Raw genomic sequence first — 15,658 nt, forward strand, 5'->3', positions numbered from 1 at the left:
CTGTCCTTGCCAAGGGAAGGCCCGGGAACAACGTCCGCCATGCGAACCCGCTCCTTAGCAAGAGCTTGGCGGCTTGGCGAGCCGATCGAACGGCTATGCTTGACGAAATGAGCCACGTCGCCTGGCCCCCTCCCGCGTCACCGCGACATGTCCGGCGCTGTCCAGGAACACGAGGCAGCCCCCGAGGGTTGCACGCACAGGCTCTCCCCGGAGAAAGGCTCCTTCAAGGCGCCGGCAGGCTTGTTCAGCGCGTTCCAGCCGCACGGACTTCTCGCCCCCGCTCACCGACTGTATGGTGGCCACCAGCACCCGCAGCCGAATTTCCGACGGTTGGTCCCAAAGCGCTGGCTGAATGGTGGAGCCCTCGCCGCTCGTTGCAACCAACGCCCGGAAGGCTTCGCTCGCGGCGGCCGACAGGGCCTCCTCGGCCCTCGCCATGCGGCTCGCCATCATTGTCAGCCGCGCTCGGCTCAGCCCCTCGGGCTCGAGCGCCTGCATGATCCGGCGAAGGCGGTTCCGGCCATAGGCTTCGGATCGGTTGGAGGGATCCTCGATCCAGGGATGCCCGGCCGCGGACAATGTGGCGACCAGCCGCGTCTTCTCCACCGCCAGCAGGGGCCTCACGTGGACGATCGAGCCCTTCATGGAGATGGGCGCCATGCCGGCCAGCCCAGCGGGGCCGCTTCCCCGAATGAGCCGCATCAGAACCGTTTCGGCCTGGTCGTCGGCATGGTGGCCGGTCGCGAGCGCCTCGGCCCCAATCTGCTCGGCGTGTTCGACCAGCAAGCGGTAGCGAGCCCCCCTGGCGGTCTCCTGGATCCGCGTTCGCGGCTTCACGCCCACCCACGGAAGCGTGACATGCGGAAGGCCGAGGCTTCGGGCCCAATCCGCGACCCGGATGGCTTCTTCGGCGGAGCCCGGGCGCAGGCCGTGATCCACTGTCGCCACGGAAAGTCGCGGCCCCTCGGCCCTGGATGAGCGCCATTGGGCAGCGAGCAGCATCAACGCCGTGGAGTCGGCGCCGCCTGAAACGGCGAGAAGCACATGGCGAAAGGCGAGAGGAGAGGCGAAAAGGCCCTCGATCTCCTCGGGCGTGATCGGCTGGCCGACGTCGTGGCTCAATTCGTGCAGTTGCCGCGCTTCAACTCGCGGTCGGCGTTGGCCCGGACGTCCCCGGAGGCGTTCGGATAACGCCGCGCCACCTCGGCGAGGGTCGCGCAAGCCTGGTCGGGCTGGCCCATGCCGCGCAGGGCGAGGCCGAGCTTCAGCATGCTCTCCGGCGCCACACCCGAACTGTTATAGTGCTTGTAGACCTTCAGGTACTGCTCGACCGCGTCGGGGTACTGGCCCCGGCGGTAGTAGGTCTCGCCCAGCCAGTAGGTCGCGTTGGCGGCCAGCTTGTCGCGCGGATGGGTCTGGAGGAACTGCTTGAAAGCCTGTTCGGCTTGCTCGTATTGCCGCTGCAGGACGAGCCCATAGGCGAGGTCATACTCGTCCTTGGGCAATCCGGTGCCGGCCGTCGCGACCGTCGTGCCGGTCTGGCTGGGATAAGCTCCGCGCGGCATGCCGGGCGCCGCCTGCTGTTGCGGGTACCCGGCCTGCGGGTAGCCGCCCTGCGGATAGGCCTGCTGCTGGGCTGGATAGGCCTGCGTCCCGCCAGGCGGCAGCGCCCCCTGGGGCAGCCCGGCCACGTTGCGGTTCATGCTGTTGAGGTCCATCGGAGCGCTGGGATCATCCTCGATAAGGTCGGCGATCCCACGCTGATGCCCGCTCCCCTGGGGCGCGCGCGGCTGCGCCGCCGCTGAACCGTCATTCTCCAGCGAGCCGAGCGTGCGTGGCGCGCCGGGCGCCCCCGGCTGCGCTGCGGGATCGAAGGCGTCGCCGCGCTTCTGTCCCCTGGGAGGCGCCGCCTGGGGCGTTACGCCGGTCGCCGCCGGGCGCCCGCCGCCCGCGCCGCCCTTCATCTCACCAAACCGGAATTCCACGTCTTCCTGGAATTTCTTGAGCTGGTCCTGAAGGCGTCTGTTCTCGAACTGGAGTTGTTCGATCTGCCCCGACAGCTGGCGCACTTGGCCTTCGAGCCGGTTGGTGCGCACGACCAGGTCCGACACTTCCTGGGCCTGCGCGGCGGGAGCGAGGGCGCCGAGCAGGGCGATGGCCGCAAGGGCCCATGCGAAACGACGAATCATGGCGAATGGATTTCCGGGGATCGTCATGGCGAGGCCCGTCTACCATGGGAACGCCCACGGGCCAAAATATGTCGGCCGCGAGGCTTGAGCGTGACAATAAGGCCTCAAAACGAAACCGGCGCCCATTGGGCGCCGGCGTCATGCTTCTGGAAGCGCTGGGATCACATCCCTGCGCCGCCGCCCAGCACCGTCACGGCCCGGCGGTTTTGGGACCAGCAGGAGATGTCGTCGCAAACCGCGACCGGCCGTTCCTTGCCGTAGGAGATCGTCTTGAGCCGCGAGGCGTTCACGCCCCGGGACACGAGGTAGTCGCGGGCGGCCTGGGCGCGACGGGCGCCGAGAGCGAAGTTGTACTCGCGCGTGCCACGCTCGTCCGCATGGCCCTCAATGGTGATCGCATAGCGCGGGTACTGGCCCAGCCACTGCGCCTGCTTGTCGAGCGTGGCTGTGGCCGTCGGGGTCAGGTCGGTCGAGTCCGTCTCGAAGAAGACCCGATCGCCGACATTGACGATGAAGTCCTGCGCAGAGCCAGGCGTCGCCGCCCCGCCCGCGCCGAAGCGCCCAGCGCCTGCGCCGCCCATGCCGCCGGCGCCGTCCGCGGCCTTGTTGGACGAACAGGCCGCCAGGGTCAGCGCCGCCGCGAGCACGATTCCGAGCTTCGCCGCCTTCGCGACCGCGATGGTACCCGTCATGGTATTGCTCCTTGTGAAGTCCGGTTGTGTCCGACGCTTACGCCCGGGTGGTTAAGCGAAGGTTCCGTCAACCTTTCCGAATGCTTTGCGGGATGTGTTGCATTCGAGCGATTGGCAGGATGGTTAACGAGGCGTGAAGCGGCCGAGCTCGGGCTCAGCGGTGCGCCGCACGGGTGAGACGGAGCCTGTCTCAAAGCTGATTTGCGGCGAAAGAGCGCCAAAAAAGCGAATGGCCGGGACGAACCCGGCCATCGTGAAAGTCTGTGACTCGCAGGCAACAGCCTGGGATCACTCCTCGTCGTCTTCGTAGTCGCGACGCTTCACGGTCTTGAGCTTGGCGAAGACGGACTCGGCGTCGATCTTCTCCTCCTCCTCGCGCGGCGCGTTGAGAGAAGCGAAGGGGGCAGCCACGGGCTCCTTGGCGGTGGTGACCTCGGCGGGCAGCAGCGTCTGGCCGCTCTCCTCCACGGCCGCAGGCCGGTCCTTGGCGGCCTTGGCGACCTCGAAGTCGAGGTCGATCTGCGAGCACAGGCCCAGCGTCACCGGGTCCATCGGCGCCAAGGACGCCGCGTTCCAGTGGGTCCGCTCGCGAATCTGCTGGATCGTCGTCTTGGTGGTGCCGACCAGACGCATGATCTGCGCGTCCTTCAGCTCCGGGTGATTGCGCAGCAGCCACAGGATGGCGTTCGGCCGATCCTGGCGACGCGACAGCGGGGTGTAGCGCGGCCCCTTCTTGCGCTTCTGCTCCGGAATCCGGACGCTGGAGACCGCGAGCTTCAGGCGGTAGTCGCGGTCGCGCTCCGCCTTCTCGATCTCGGCGCGGGTGAGCTGGCCCGCCACGATCGGGTCAAGGCCCTTGATGCCGGCTGCGACCTCGCCGTCGGCGATGCCCTTCACCTCGAGCGGATGCAGCTTGCAGAAATCGGCGATCTGCTCGAACGACAGCGACGTGTTGTCGACAAGCCAGACGGCCGTCGCCTTCGGCATCAGCGGTCCATTGCTCATGATCGCGCTCCTCTGCATGCGGCGCTGAATCGGGGCCCGGCTCGCGACACAAGCCCCTCGCGCTCCGGCCGGACCTTTCGGTCGGAGCCCCTGGGCAGCCATCACTGATCGGGGATGCGCGCTATATAATGCGCTGTCGTCCCGGACGCAATCGCGCTCACCTCACCGTCAGCACGATCTTGCCGATATGCTGGCTGGATTCCATCAGCGCGTGCGCCTTTGCGGCTTCGGCCAACGGAAAGGTGGAGTGGATCACCGGCTTGACCTTCCCCGCCTCCAGCAGTGGCCAAACCTTGGCCACGAGCTGGTCGGCGATGGCCGCCTTCTCGGCCGCGGAGCGGCTGCGCAGGGTCGAACCCGTGTGCGTGAGCCGCTTGAGCATCAGGCGCATGAAATCGACCTGCGCCTTGGACGAGGCCTGGAACGCGATCTGCACGATGCGGCCCTCCACCGCCGCCGCCTCGTAGTTCTTGGCGATGTAGTCGCCTCCGACCATGTCGAGGATGACGTCCACGCCCTTCTTGTTGGTGGCGGCCTTGGCTTCAGCGACGAAGTCCTGCGTCTTGTAGTTGATCGCGACATCCGCGCCGAGCTTGCGGCAGGCTTCGCACTTCTCGTCGGAGCCGGCCGTCGCCAGCACGGTTGAGCCGAACGCCTTCGCCAGCATGATGGCGGTGGTGCCGATCCCGGACGTGCCGCCGTGCACCATGAAGCTTTCGCCCGGCTTCAGCCGGCCACGTTCGAAGACGTTCGTCCAGACGGTGAAGAACGTCTCGGGAATGGCCGCGGCCTCGGCCATGGAGATCCCGGCTGGGATGGGGAGCGCGTTGCTCTCGTGAACGGGACAGTACTCCGCGTAGCCGCCGCCCGCCACCAGCGCGCAGATCCGGTCACCGACCTTGTAGCGTGACGCGCCTGCGCCGACTGCGACGACTTCCCCCGCGATCTCGAGGCCGGGAATGTCCGACGCGCCGGGCGGCGGCGGATATAGCCCCTTGCGCTGCATCACGTCGGGCCGGTTCACGCCAGCCGCCGCCACCTTCACCAACACCTCTCCCGGGCCAGGCTGCGGGATGGGGCGCGTCTCCGGCGCGAGGACGTCGGGACCACCGGGCTCCTTCATGCCGATAGCGGTCATGGTCTGGGGCAGCGCGCTCATTCCGGTCTCCTCTCCTGGCCGCCCCGGCGTTGCGCCGTCGCCGGCCTTGTTTATCCTGCGCGGCCCCGACCTGAGATGGAGGCGCGCCATGCCAGATCCCTTCGCAGACGACCTGCCCCAGCGCAAGCCGGCGCAGCATGTCCTCGGGCAGGACCTCTCCGCCATGTCCGTGGACGAACTGGACGAGCGGGTGGAGCAACTCCAGGCGGAGATCGCGCGCCTGCAGGAGGCGCGTCGCGCCAAGATGGCTTCGCGCGACGCCGCCGCGGCGTTCTTCAAGAGCTGAGGCGGGTGTGGCGTTCCGGGACGGCGCCGGCCGGAGCGGCGCCCTCTTTCGAAACAACTCCGTCAAGTTCAAGCTTGCTTTAACCGGTCATTAAGCTTTCGGGAGTATGAATCCGACATCCAGATTCCTTCTGGATGTCGAGTGGCTCCTGTCCACTCTGTTTGACGCCTCCCTGTTTACCCACTTCGAAAGCCGCCTGCGGGCGGCTTTTTTTTGTTGCTTTCACGCCCATGGGCTCGAGGGAACCCTCCCCTGCCCCGCCCCGTTGCCAGCCGGTTCTCCACAGCGTTAGGGTTAACAAAGTCTTAAGTTGGATTTGGCCGCACCCGTGGCGCTATGTTTGCTCCGTGCCGCCACGAAGGCAGCCGGATCCCGAACCGGGATGATCCTGGAACGAAAGACGGTCCGGCGCCGTGTCCGTAGCGGGAGAGTAGCGTGATGAGCGAGATGCAGCACAAGGTGGCCGTTCCGAAGCCCGTGTCCTTCGCGCAGAGCTTCGTGTCCTCGGATGCGTTCCGCACCCTGTTCCGGGAGGGCATGTCGCTCGTGGAGGCGACCGCCGCCTACCTGGACGGCGAGGGCCGCGACGAGTCCAAGAATCTGCCCCGCATGGCTGCTCTCACCTACGCCAGCGAGAGCATGCGCCTCACCACGCGCCTGATGCAGCTCGCCTCCTGGCTCCTGCTGCAGCGCGCCGTGGCCGAGGGCGAACTGACGGCCGACGACGCCAAGCGCCAGAAGGACAAGGTTCGCCTGTCGAGCCAGAACGGCTCCAGCAGCCCTGAGGCGATTGAGGCTCTTCCCGAGCAGCTGCGCATGCTGATCGGCGCCTCCCTGCGCCTGCAGGGCCGCATCCTGCATCTGGACCGCCTCATGGAAGGCAAGTTCGACGACGCCCCGACCATCCCGAACCCGGTCGCCATGCAGCAGCGCCTGCTCCAGTCGGCCTTCCAGGCCTGAGCGCCGGAGCCCCGGCCCTCCAGGCAAGCGTCACGCGACCAACAAAAAACCCCGGCCAGGCCGGGGTTTTTTGCATTCAGCTCCGAAGCGCCCGGGGGCAGGCCCCGCGGCGCCGCGCGAAGAACTTACTTCTTGCCGAGGCCGAAGCCGCCGAACTTCGAGTTGAAGCGCGACAGGCGACCGCCGCGGTCCATCAGCTGCTGCTGACCGCCCGTCCAGGCCGGGTGCGACTTGGAATCGATGTCGAGCTGCATGACATCGCCTTCCTTGCCCCAGGTGGAGCGGGTGAAGAATTCCGTGCCATCGGTCATCACGACCTTGATGGTGTGATAGTCGGGGTGAATCTCTGCCTTCATGCGTAGTCCTCGCAGGGTCGCCGTAGCGCCCCATTATCGTCTATAGGAGCCTTGAATGATTGGTGCGCCCCTATAGCGCAGGCCGGTTCTCGGCACAAGCGCGAGGCGGCGCCTGACGGAAACGAGACCCTGATGTCGAAGAGCCCCCGATCCATGGCCCCCGCCAGGACTGTCGAACCGCTCGGAACGAAATCCGAGGCCGAGACCGCGGCCGGCGAGCGGCAACGCACGTCCCTTCGCGACCTCAAACCCCTGCTCCCCTACGCGCTGCAGTACAAGGGTCGCATCGCCGCCGCTCTGGTGGCGCTGGTGCTGGCCTCCGTGGCCACGCTCGCCATCCCGACAGCCGTTCGCCGCATCATCGACAATGGCTTCTCGCCCGAGAACGCCGGCTTCATCGACCGCTACTTCAGCGTGATGATCGCCGTGGTGGCCGTGCTCGCCTGCGCCAGCGCCGCCCGTTACTACCTTGTGATGACGCTGGGCGAACGGGTGATGACGGACGTGCGCACGGCGGTGTTCGCCCACCTCACCCGGCTCGACGCCAGCTTCTACGACCAGGCCCGCTCCGGCGAGATCGTCTCGCGACTCACGGCGGACACCACCCAGATCAAGTCCGCTTTCGGAGCGAGCGCCTCGATCGCGCTCCGCAACCTGGTCCTCTTCGTCGGCGCCATCGCCATGATGGTGATCACGAGCCCCCGCCTGTCCGGCCTCGTGCTGCTCGCCATCCCCGTTATCGTGCTGCCTCTCGTGGCTTCCGGGCGGTCCGTGCGCCAGCGCTCCCGCCAGGCCCAGGACCGGTTGGCTGACGCCTCCGCCTACGCCACGGAGGCGATCGGCGCGACGCGCGTCATGCAGGCCTTTACGGCCGAGCGCTCAACCCTGGCCCGCTTCGCCCGCGCCGCAGAGGACGCCTTCCACGCCTCGCGAACGGCCACGCTTGCTCGCGCCATCCTGACCGCCGTGGCGATCTTCCTGATCTTCGCCAGCGTGGTGGCGGTGCTCTGGTACGGCGCCCAGGACGTCCTGACCGGCCGCATCACGGGCGGGCGACTGTCTCAGTTCGTGCTCTACGCCGTCTTCGGCGCCGGCGCGCTCGGCGAACTCTCCCAGGTCTGGAGCGAGGTGAGCGCAGCCGCGGGAGCGGCCGGGCGGATCGCCGAGATCCTGGCCGTGAAGCCAAGGATCGTCGTGCCTGCCAGCCCGAAGTCCCTGCCCCAGCCCGCCGTGGGCTCGGTCGCCTTCGAACATGTCCGATTCGCCTATCAGGCGCGCGAGGATCACGCGATCCTGGACGACCTCAGCTTTGCGGTCGCCCCAGGCGAACGCGTCGCCATTGTGGGCCCCTCCGGAGCCGGCAAGAGCACGGTCGTCCAGCTCATCCTGCGGTTCTACGATCCGCAGTCAGGCCGGGTGCTCGTGGACGGCTTGCCGGTGACCGAGGTCGATCCCGAGGCGCTGCGCCGCCGCATCGCTTTCGTGCCCCAGGACCCCGTGATCTTCGGCGCCACCATCGCCGAAAACCTTCGCTACGGCCGGCCTGACGCAACGGACGAGCAGATGCGGGAAGCGGCCAGGCAGGCCGCCGCGGCCGGATTCATCGAGGCCTTGCCGGACGGCTATGACACCCGCGTGGGCGAACGTGGCGTCACGCTCTCCGGCGGCCAGCGCCAGCGCCTGGCCATCGCCCGCGCGCTGCTGCGGGACGCCCCGATCCTGCTGCTCGACGAGGCGACCTCCGCGCTCGACGCTGAAAGCGAGACGCTGGTCCAGGCGGCCCTGGACGGCCTCATGGAAGGCCGAACCACGATCGTCATCGCCCATCGCCTGGCCACCATCCTGAAGGCGGACCGGATTCTCGTGATGAACGAGGGCCGCATCGTCGAGCAGGGCGCCCACAGCGACCTGGTGGCGCGCAACGGACTCTACGCCCGGCTGGCCCGCCTCCAGTTCGAGGCCGGCGCCGCCGCGCTGGCGGGCGAAGCTGCCGAGTAGCGGCGATCCTCCGGCGTCACTGTCCGGATTGACCGACATGCGCCTCCCCGTGCGCGTCGGTCAGGGCTTCCAGGCGTAATGGAACAGCGGCAGCCCTGACGCGGCGCTGACGCCCTCGCCGGTGCGCACAAAACCCTCGCGCTCGTAGAATCGGACCGCGCGCGGGTTGTCGGCGTTCACTTCAAGATGGACGCCGCCGGGCGACATGGACTTGGCGTGCTCCAGAAGGGCCTGCGCAACGCCTCGTCCCCAACTGCGCCGCGCGGCGGCCAGCTGGTCCAGATGGCCAGTGCGCTCGTCGATGGTCACGAACCCGCAAAGCCCGTGCTCGTCCTCCCCAACGAACACCAAAACCCCCGCCGCCCGATGCCCGGCGATACGGTCGCGGAACCACCCGCGGCGCGCCTCGAAATCGATCTGCGGCATGGCGTCTCGCCAGCTCTCAACCCACAGGTCGGTCATGACGGGCAGGTCCGCCTCTCCCATGGGTCGGATGCGCATCACCGCTCCGTCAGCTTGAGTTCGATGCGACGGTTGCGCTTGTAGGCTTCCTCGCTGTCGCCCAGCTCCAGCGGCTGGTATTCGCCGAAGCCGGTCGCCGCAAGACGCTGGGGCGGCACGCCCTTCGACACGAGGTATTGCACCACCGCGATCGCGCGGGCGGCCGAGAGATCCCAGTTGGTCTTGAACTGCCCCGAGCCGGACAGCGGCCGTTTGTCCGTGTGGCCGTCGACTCGCATGATCCACGGGATGTCGCCGGGGATCTCCTTGTCGAGCGCGATCAGCGCCGTCGCGAGCCGGTCGAGTTCCGCCTGCCCAGCCGGGTTCACCCCGGCGGCGCCTGGATCGAACAGCACCTCGGATTGGAAGACGAAGCGGTCTCCGACGATGCGCACGTCGGGCCGGTTGCCCAGCACCTGCCGCAGCCGCCCGAAAAAGTCGGACCGGTAGCGAGCGAGTTCCTGCACCTTCTGCGCCAGCGCGACATTGAGCCGGGAGCCCAGGTCGGCGATCCGGGCTTGGCTCTCCTTGTCGCGCGCCTCGGAGGCCGACAGCGCATCTTCCAGCGCCGCGAGTTGCCGCCGCATCGCGGCGATCTGCTGGTTCAGGATGTCGACCTGGTTGGCCGCACGGGCCGCGAGCTGACGCTGCGCCTCAAGGTCCTTGCTCAGCGCGGCCGCCTGCCCTCCGGCGGCCGCGGCCCCCGCCGCGCTGGAATCGACAAGCCCCTGCAGGCGATCCCGCTCCGCCTGGGTCTGCTTCAGCGTATCGGACAGGAGCGCGACGTTGTCGTCCGCGCTCTTGCGGCCGACGCGCTCCAGCGCGAGCAGGTCCGTCAACTCGGAAATCTGCCGATTGAGCCGGCTGAGCGCCTGGTCCTTGTCCGTGACCTGCTGGCTGAGAAAGAACTGCGCAAGCACGAAGACCGACAGGAGGAAGACGATGGCCAGCACCAGCGTGGACAGGGCGTCCACGAAGCCGGGCCAATAATCGATTGGTCGTTGCCCCCGCCGTGTCCGACCGAGGCTCATCGCCGCATGTCCTCGGAGGCCAGTCGCTCAAGCAGGCGCCGGATTTCGGCGTCGCGCCCGGCCTGGTTCTCCACCCAGTCCCGGATGAGCTGCTGCTCGGAGCGCATGTGATGCACGAGCGCCTGGATCCCCTCCGCCAGGTTCGCCAGCGCCGCCGTGGTGCCGCGGCTCCCAGTCGCTTCCTGGACCGCGAAGGCGAGTCGGTCGAGCGCGGCGCGCACGTCCGTGCCGCTTCCCGTGCCTATCATGGGCAGCGGCTCGCGCGACGGCTCCTCGACCGTGGTGGAGAGCCAATCCTCCACCTCGTTGTAGAAGCGGTTCTGGGCCTGGGCCGCCTGCAAATCGAGGAAGCCCAGGATCAATGAGCCGGCGAGGCCGAACAGCGAGGACGAGAACGAAATCCCCATGCCGCCCAGCGGGGCGGCGAGGCCGCTCTTCAGGTCCTCGAACATGAGCGCCGCATCCGCCCCGGTCTTCATGGACTGGATGACCCGCCCCACGGAGCCCACGGTCTCCAGAAGACCCCAGAAGGTGCCGAGCAGGCCCAGGAACACCAGCAGTCCGGTCAGGTACCGACCGATATCGCGGGATTCGTCGAGGCGCATCCCCATGGTGTCGAGAAGGGAACGCAGGATCGCCGGCGTGACGGTCACCGGCCCCGGGCTGGGCCCCTGCCGATTGAGCAGGATGGCCGCCATGGGCGCCAGCAGCACGGGCGCGGGCACGTCCCGGTTCTCGAGATTGGGCGAGCGCACCGCGTTGACCCACCGGATTTCGCGGAACAGCCGGATGACCTGCCTGAACGCCAGGATGATGCCGACCAGCAGAACCCCGATGATGAGTCCGTTCAGCCCGGGGTTGGCCAGGAACGCGATCCAGATCGACTTGTAGAGGATCAGCGCCACGAAGGCGGCCAGGATGAGGAACACCGCCATCCGCAGCAGGTGCCGCCGCGGGGAGGAAAGACGCTGGACTTCCACCGGAATCGCCATGAGGCCTCGCGATCAAGGCCCGCATGTTGGCCGCCCTGCCCGATCCGTTCAAGCAGGGCGCAAAGATTTCCTTAACCGTCGGCTCAGGCGGTCGCCGCCCGGGCCTCCCGCAGGATGTCCAGCAGCGCGCGGTGCATGTCCTCGTTGCCGGCCACGATGGTGTCGGCCGCGAAGACGTCGTCCTTGCCGAACGCGTCGCTCACATAGCCGCCCGCCTCGCGCACCATCAGCGCCCCGGCGGCCAGGTCCCAGGAGTTCAGCCCCTGCTCCCAGTAGGCGTCATAGCGACCGCACGCCACCCAGGCGAGGTCCAGCGCCGCCGCGCCCATCCGGCGAACGCCGCTCGTCTTCAGCATCACGCGGGAGAGTTGCTTCAGGTAGCCCGGGTGGTCGCGCCGCCCCAGGGTCGGGATCCCGGTGGCGAACACGGCGTCGTGGTGGTCCGATCGAGCTGCCACCCGCATGCGCTTGTTGTTCAGGAAGCAGCCCTTGCCGCGCTCGGCGATGAAGAGCTCGTCCTTGATCACGTCATAGATGACCCCGGCCACCACGACATTCTCGCGCTCGAGCGCGACCGAGATGCAGAAGTGCGGGATTCCGTGGAGGAAATTCGTGGTGCCGTCCAGCGGGTCGATGTGCCAGCGATGCGACTTGTCGCGCCCCTCGACGACCCCGCTTTCCTCCATCACGAAGCCATAGTCGGGCCGTGCCTTCTCCAGCGCTTCCCGCAGGGCTTTTTCGGCGCGGTGGTCCGCCATGGACACGAAGTCGCCGGGGCCCTTGCGCGACACCTGCAGGTTCTCGACCTCGCCGAAGTCGCGGCGCAGGCCCTTGGCGGCCTTCATGACGGCGTCGACCATCACGGTCATCAGGGCGGAGCGGATCATGGCGTGTCTCGGATCGGATCAGGCGGGGCTGGAAAGGGCGCGTTTTAGTCCGCGCGCCGCACGTAAGTGATTTCGGAGGTGTCGACCACCACGCGCTCGCCCGCCTCGATGAAGGGGGGCACGAGGATGCGCAGGCCATTCTCGAGCTTTGCGGGCTTGTACGACGAGGCGGCGGTCTGACCCTTGAGCACCGGGTCGGCCTCGACGATCGTCAGCGTGACCTGCTCGGGCAGCCGGATGCTGATGGGGCGCTCCTGGTGCAGGCGCAGCGTCACCGTCATTCCGTCCTGCAGAAAGGCGGCGGCCTGTCCGACGAACTCCTTCGGCAACTCGATCTGCTCGTAGGTCTCGTTGTTCATGAACACGAGTTGGTCGCCCTCGGCGTAGAGGAACTGGAAATCCCGGTACTCGAGATTGACCTCCTCCACCCGGTCGTCCGTGCCGAAGCGATTGTTCAGCTTGCGGCCGTCGATCAGGTTCTTCAGCTCGACCTGGTTGTAGGCAGGTCCCTTGCCGGGCTTCACCTTCTCGGTCTTGACCGCCACCCAGAGCCCGCCGTCGTGCTCGATGGCCATGCCGGGACGGATATCGTTGCCGCTGATACGGGCCATGCGTGAAGATCTTTCGTGGACGGAGAACGCGCCCAAAAGCACCACGGGCGCACGAAGGTCAAGGGTGCAACGCGCTCAGTCGCCCAGCCACTTGCGCACGGCTTCGTCCACCTTGCGCTGTTCGTCCGGCGTCAGACCCTTGGTGGCGTCGTCAAGCCAAGGATCCTTGATCCCCTGCATGGTGGCGAGCGTGTGCCACTTGGCGGCTTGGACCAGGTTCTTCGGCAGGCCGCGGCCGGCCGCGTAGACGCGCGCCAGTCGATTCTGGGCGATCGGGTTTCCCTGCTCGGCGGCGGCAAGGAACATCTTGGCGCCGGCGGTTTCGTCCTTGCGGACCCCTTCGCCGTTGAACAGCATGACGCCGAACTCGACCTGGGCGGAGATGTTGCGGTCGCGCGCCGCGCGGCCCATCCAAACGGCCGCCTGCGCGATGTCGCGCCCGACGCCTCTGCCATCCCGGAACAGGATCGCCAGGGCGTATTCGGCGTCCGGATCGTTGTCCTCGGCGGCGCTGCGGAACAGCGTGAAGGCGCGCCGGTCGCTATCCGCCTTGTTCTCCTGAAGAAGCAGCACGCCCAGGCTGTAGGCCGCGGCGGGAACGCTTTCCGCGGAACTTTCCAGCAGCTTGCGCGCCTCTGCGGGATCACGCGGCACGCCCTTGCCGTCGATCTTCAGCATGGCCAGCGCGAACGTCGCGCGCGGGTCGCCGCGCCCGGCCGCGAGCCGATACCACTCCGCCGCCTTCGCCCAGTCCTGGGCGACGCCAAGGCCGGCGCTGTAGAGTTCGCCCAGCAACGTCATCGCGGCCGTGTCGTTTGGATCGTCCGCGATCCGCTTCGTGGCCTCCTTGAAGGCCGTCATGTACAGGCCGCGCTGGTAGGCGCCGTACGCCTCGTCCAGTGCGCCCCCAGGCGCGGCTTTTGCGGACGGCGGCGCTGGCGCTTCAGAGGCGCTCCCCGGCGCCACGGTTGGAGCGGGAGCCGGTTCGCCGGACTGCGCCTGGGCTGGACCAGCCAGGGCCAGCACGCCGGCGATGACTTGCAGGCCTCGGACGAGCCGCACGCGTGTCACCGCGCCGGCTGCGGGGTGGCTGCGAGCGCCTCATGCGCCCGCTGGATGGCTTCCGCGGCGCCGCTCGGGTGCGAGAACACGGCGTCGCACAGGGCGACGAACTCACATCCGGTCGCCGCCAGGGGCGCGACGTCGTCCAGCGTAGGGGCATAGGCGATGCAGGGCGTCTGGAACAGCTCGGCCCACCACTGGGCCCGCTCCAGCACGCCGGACAGGGGCGGCAGGCTTCCATCCGCCCGAGGCTCCCCGAACAGCACGTAATCGCAACCAAGCTCCGCGGCCTCCATGGCGTCGTGCCGGGCGCGAAGGGCGCCCACGCCGACCATGCGGTCGTGCGGCTTCATCGCCTCCAGCGTAGCGCCGAGCCTGGCCGGGTTGCCGACGTGGCAGCCATCCGCGCCGGCGCGCGCCACGATCTCGGGCGCGTCCTCCAGCAGCACGGCGGCGTTGTGCTCCTGCACGCTTGCGACGAGCGGCTTGAGAAGCTTGGTGAGCGCACGGTCGTCGAGCTTCGGCAGCCGCAGCAGCACGGCGTCAACCGGGGCCGCCGAGACCGCGGCGACGAGCGCGTCCGCGATGGTCCCCGGCCACCCGGTGGGGTCCAGGACGGGCGGCGTCATGAGGACGAGGCGGGCTGTAGGCGCTTCTTCGGTCATGGTCCTGCGATCGTGCGAAGGCTCCGGGCAGGGCCCGGAGCCTGGATGTGCGTAGGTCCGGCGCCCGGGGGCGCCAGTCGAAAGCGCCGCTTACTCGGCCGCCTTGGCCGAGGCGCCGAACTGCGGGTCGAGCGCGCCGGAGGCGTAGCGCTTGGCCATGTCGCCGAGCGTGATGATCTTGCCGATCTTGGAAGCCTTGCCGGCCGTGCCGAATTCCTCGAGCCGCTGCTTGCACAGCTTGGTCATCGCCTCCATGGCGGGCTTGAGGTACTTGCGCGGGTCGAACTCGCCGGGGCTCTCGGCGAAGACCTTGCGGATCTGGCCGGTCATGGCCATGCGGTTGTCCGTGTCGATGTTGATCTTGCGGACGCCGTGCTTGATGCCGCGCTGGATCTCCTCGACTGGCACGCCCCAGGTCTGGGGCATCTTGCCGCCGTACTGGTTGATGATGTCCTGGAGATCCTGCGGCACCGAGGATGAGCCGTGCATCACGAGGTGCATGTTCGGCAGCAGCCGGTGGATCTCCTCGATGACGTTCATGGCCAGGATCGCGCCGTCCGGCTTGCGGGAAAACTTGTAGGCGCCGTGCGAGGTGCCCATCGCGATCGCCAGCGCGTCGACCTTGGTGGCGCGCACGAACTCGACGGCTTCCTTCGGGTTTGTCAGGAGCTGGTCGTGGCTGAGCTTGCCTTCGGCCCCGTGGCCGTCTTCCTTCTCGCCCATGCCGGTCTCGAGCGAGCCGAGCACGCCGAGCTCGCCCTCGACAGAGATGCCCCCAAGATGCGCCATGTCGGTCACCGTCTTGGTGACGCCGACATTGTACTCCCAGTCGCCCGGCGTCTTGCCGTCCTCCTTGAGGGAGCCGTCCATCATCACGGACGTGAAGCCGGCCTGGATGGCCGTCATGCAGGTGGCGGGGTTGTTGCCATGGTCGAGGTGCACGCAGACCGGGATGTGCGGGTAGATCTCGGTCACCGCGTCCATCATGTGCTTGAGCATGATGTCGTTGGCGTAGGAGCGCGCGCCGCGGGAAGCCTGGATGATCACCGGCGCGTCCGTCGCGTCGGCGGCCGCCATGATGGCGAGCGCCTGCTCCATGTTGTTGATGTTGAACGCCGGCACGCCGTAGCCGTGCTCAGCGGCATGGTCCAGCAACTGCCTCAGGGTGATGCGCGCCATGTTCCTGTCACTCCTTGGTTCTGCGCCAGCCTTTGGCGGCCCATTGTGGCGATTGTTGTGGCCTGCCGGGCCGGAGACACCTTAC

At 67.9% G+C, this 15,658-nt stretch carries 17 protein-coding genes; 3 read left to right on the forward strand and 14 right to left on the reverse strand.

The window, feature by feature from the left end; genetic code table 11:
• Positions 1-93: 93 nt before the first annotated feature.
• The 5 genes from tilS to SLNSH_RS00810 form a co-directional block, all read right to left on the reverse strand.
• Entirely contained in the window at positions 94-1,122 is a 1,029-nt protein-coding gene (gene tilS / locus SLNSH_RS00790; RefSeq protein ID WP_245421927.1) for a tRNA lysidine(34) synthetase TilS, read from the reverse strand.
• The gene (ybgF, locus tag SLNSH_RS00795; protein ID WP_106334738.1) at positions 1,119-2,189 is read right to left on the reverse strand and encodes a tol-pal system protein YbgF; all 1,071 of its coding nucleotides are present in this window, start codon (positions 2,187-2,189) and stop codon (positions 1,119-1,121) included. Before ybgF ends, tilS begins: the two co-directional genes overlap by 4 nt.
• A gap of 161 nt (positions 2,190-2,350) precedes the next feature.
• Positions 2,351-2,881, reverse strand: coding sequence for a peptidoglycan-associated lipoprotein Pal (pal, locus tag SLNSH_RS00800; RefSeq protein WP_106334739.1), 531 nt, complete (start codon positions 2,879-2,881; stop codon positions 2,351-2,353).
• Positions 2,882-3,169: 288 nt separating this feature from the next.
• Entirely contained in the window at positions 3,170-3,886 is a 717-nt protein-coding gene (locus SLNSH_RS00805) for a DUF1013 domain-containing protein (RefSeq protein WP_106334740.1), read from the reverse strand.
• Between the two features lie 157 nt (positions 3,887-4,043).
• Positions 4,044-5,045, reverse strand: coding sequence for an NAD(P)H-quinone oxidoreductase (locus tag SLNSH_RS00810; RefSeq protein WP_106334741.1), 1,002 nt, complete (start codon positions 5,043-5,045; stop codon positions 4,044-4,046).
• A gap of 88 nt (positions 5,046-5,133) precedes the next feature.
• On the opposite strand from SLNSH_RS00810, the gene SLNSH_RS00815 reads away from it, so the two are divergent.
• Both SLNSH_RS00815 and rcdA read left to right on the forward strand, forming a co-directional pair.
• Positions 5,134-5,331 (forward strand): DUF1192 domain-containing protein, encoded by a 198-nt coding sequence (locus SLNSH_RS00815; RefSeq protein WP_106334742.1) that lies wholly within the window; start codon positions 5,134-5,136, stop codon positions 5,329-5,331.
• 438 nt (positions 5,332-5,769) lie between these two features.
• Entirely contained in the window at positions 5,770-6,291 is a 522-nt protein-coding gene (rcdA, locus tag SLNSH_RS00820) for a protease adaptor protein RcdA (RefSeq protein ID WP_106334743.1), read from the forward strand.
• 125 nt (positions 6,292-6,416) lie between these two features.
• Here the strand turns inward: rcdA and rpmE are convergent, their stop codons facing one another.
• Complete coding sequence (gene rpmE / locus SLNSH_RS00825) at positions 6,417-6,647, reverse strand: 50S ribosomal protein L31 (protein WP_106334744.1); 231 nt, start codon at positions 6,645-6,647, stop codon at positions 6,417-6,419.
• Between the two features lie 153 nt (positions 6,648-6,800).
• On the opposite strand from rpmE, the gene SLNSH_RS00830 reads away from it, so the two are divergent.
• Positions 6,801-8,645 carry an ABC transporter transmembrane domain-containing protein gene (locus SLNSH_RS00830; RefSeq protein WP_106334895.1) on the forward strand — a complete coding sequence of 615 codons (1,845 nt, stop codon included), beginning with the start codon at positions 6,801-6,803 and terminating at the stop codon, positions 8,643-8,645.
• Positions 8,646-8,705: 60 nt separating this feature from the next.
• On the opposite strand, the gene SLNSH_RS00835 is transcribed toward SLNSH_RS00830, so the two are convergent.
• The 8 genes from SLNSH_RS00835 to fba form a co-directional block, all read right to left on the reverse strand.
• Positions 8,706-9,146 (reverse strand): GNAT family N-acetyltransferase, encoded by a 441-nt coding sequence (locus SLNSH_RS00835; protein ID WP_245421929.1) that lies wholly within the window; start codon positions 9,144-9,146, stop codon positions 8,706-8,708.
• Positions 9,146-10,177 (reverse strand): peptidoglycan -binding protein, encoded by a 1,032-nt coding sequence (locus SLNSH_RS00840; protein ID WP_106334745.1) that lies wholly within the window; start codon positions 10,175-10,177, stop codon positions 9,146-9,148. Before SLNSH_RS00840 ends, SLNSH_RS00835 begins: the two co-directional genes overlap by 1 nt.
• On the reverse strand, positions 10,174-11,169 hold the full coding sequence (locus tag SLNSH_RS00845; RefSeq protein ID WP_106334746.1) for a flagellar motor protein MotA: 996 nt from the start codon (positions 11,167-11,169) through the stop codon (positions 10,174-10,176). The genes SLNSH_RS00840 and SLNSH_RS00845 overlap by 4 nt, the downstream gene beginning before the upstream one ends.
• Positions 11,170-11,252: 83 nt before the next feature.
• Positions 11,253-12,056: an inositol monophosphatase family protein gene (locus SLNSH_RS00850; RefSeq protein WP_106334747.1), complete on the reverse strand. Its 804-nt coding sequence runs from the start codon at positions 12,054-12,056 to the stop codon at positions 11,253-11,255.
• 44 nt (positions 12,057-12,100) lie between these two features.
• The gene (gene efp, locus SLNSH_RS00855) at positions 12,101-12,667 is read right to left on the reverse strand and encodes an elongation factor P (RefSeq protein ID WP_106334748.1); all 567 of its coding nucleotides are present in this window, start codon (positions 12,665-12,667) and stop codon (positions 12,101-12,103) included.
• Positions 12,668-12,742: 75 nt separating this feature from the next.
• A complete protein-coding gene (locus tag SLNSH_RS00860) occupies positions 12,743-13,729 on the reverse strand; it encodes a tetratricopeptide repeat protein (protein WP_245421931.1) in 987 nt (328 codons plus the stop codon).
• A 5-nt stretch (positions 13,730-13,734) separates the two neighbouring features.
• Entirely contained in the window at positions 13,735-14,394 is a 660-nt protein-coding gene (locus SLNSH_RS00865; protein WP_106334749.1) for a thiamine phosphate synthase, read from the reverse strand.
• Between the two features lie 90 nt (positions 14,395-14,484).
• A complete protein-coding gene (gene fba / locus SLNSH_RS00870) occupies positions 14,485-15,573 on the reverse strand; it encodes a class II fructose-bisphosphate aldolase (RefSeq protein ID WP_106334750.1) in 1,089 nt (362 codons plus the stop codon).
• Between the last annotated feature and the right edge of the window lie 85 nt (positions 15,574-15,658).

Origin of the sequence: Alsobacter soli (assembly GCF_003004785.1) — a bacterium.
Lineage (GTDB): Bacteria > Pseudomonadota > Alphaproteobacteria > Rhizobiales > Beijerinckiaceae > Alsobacter > Alsobacter soli.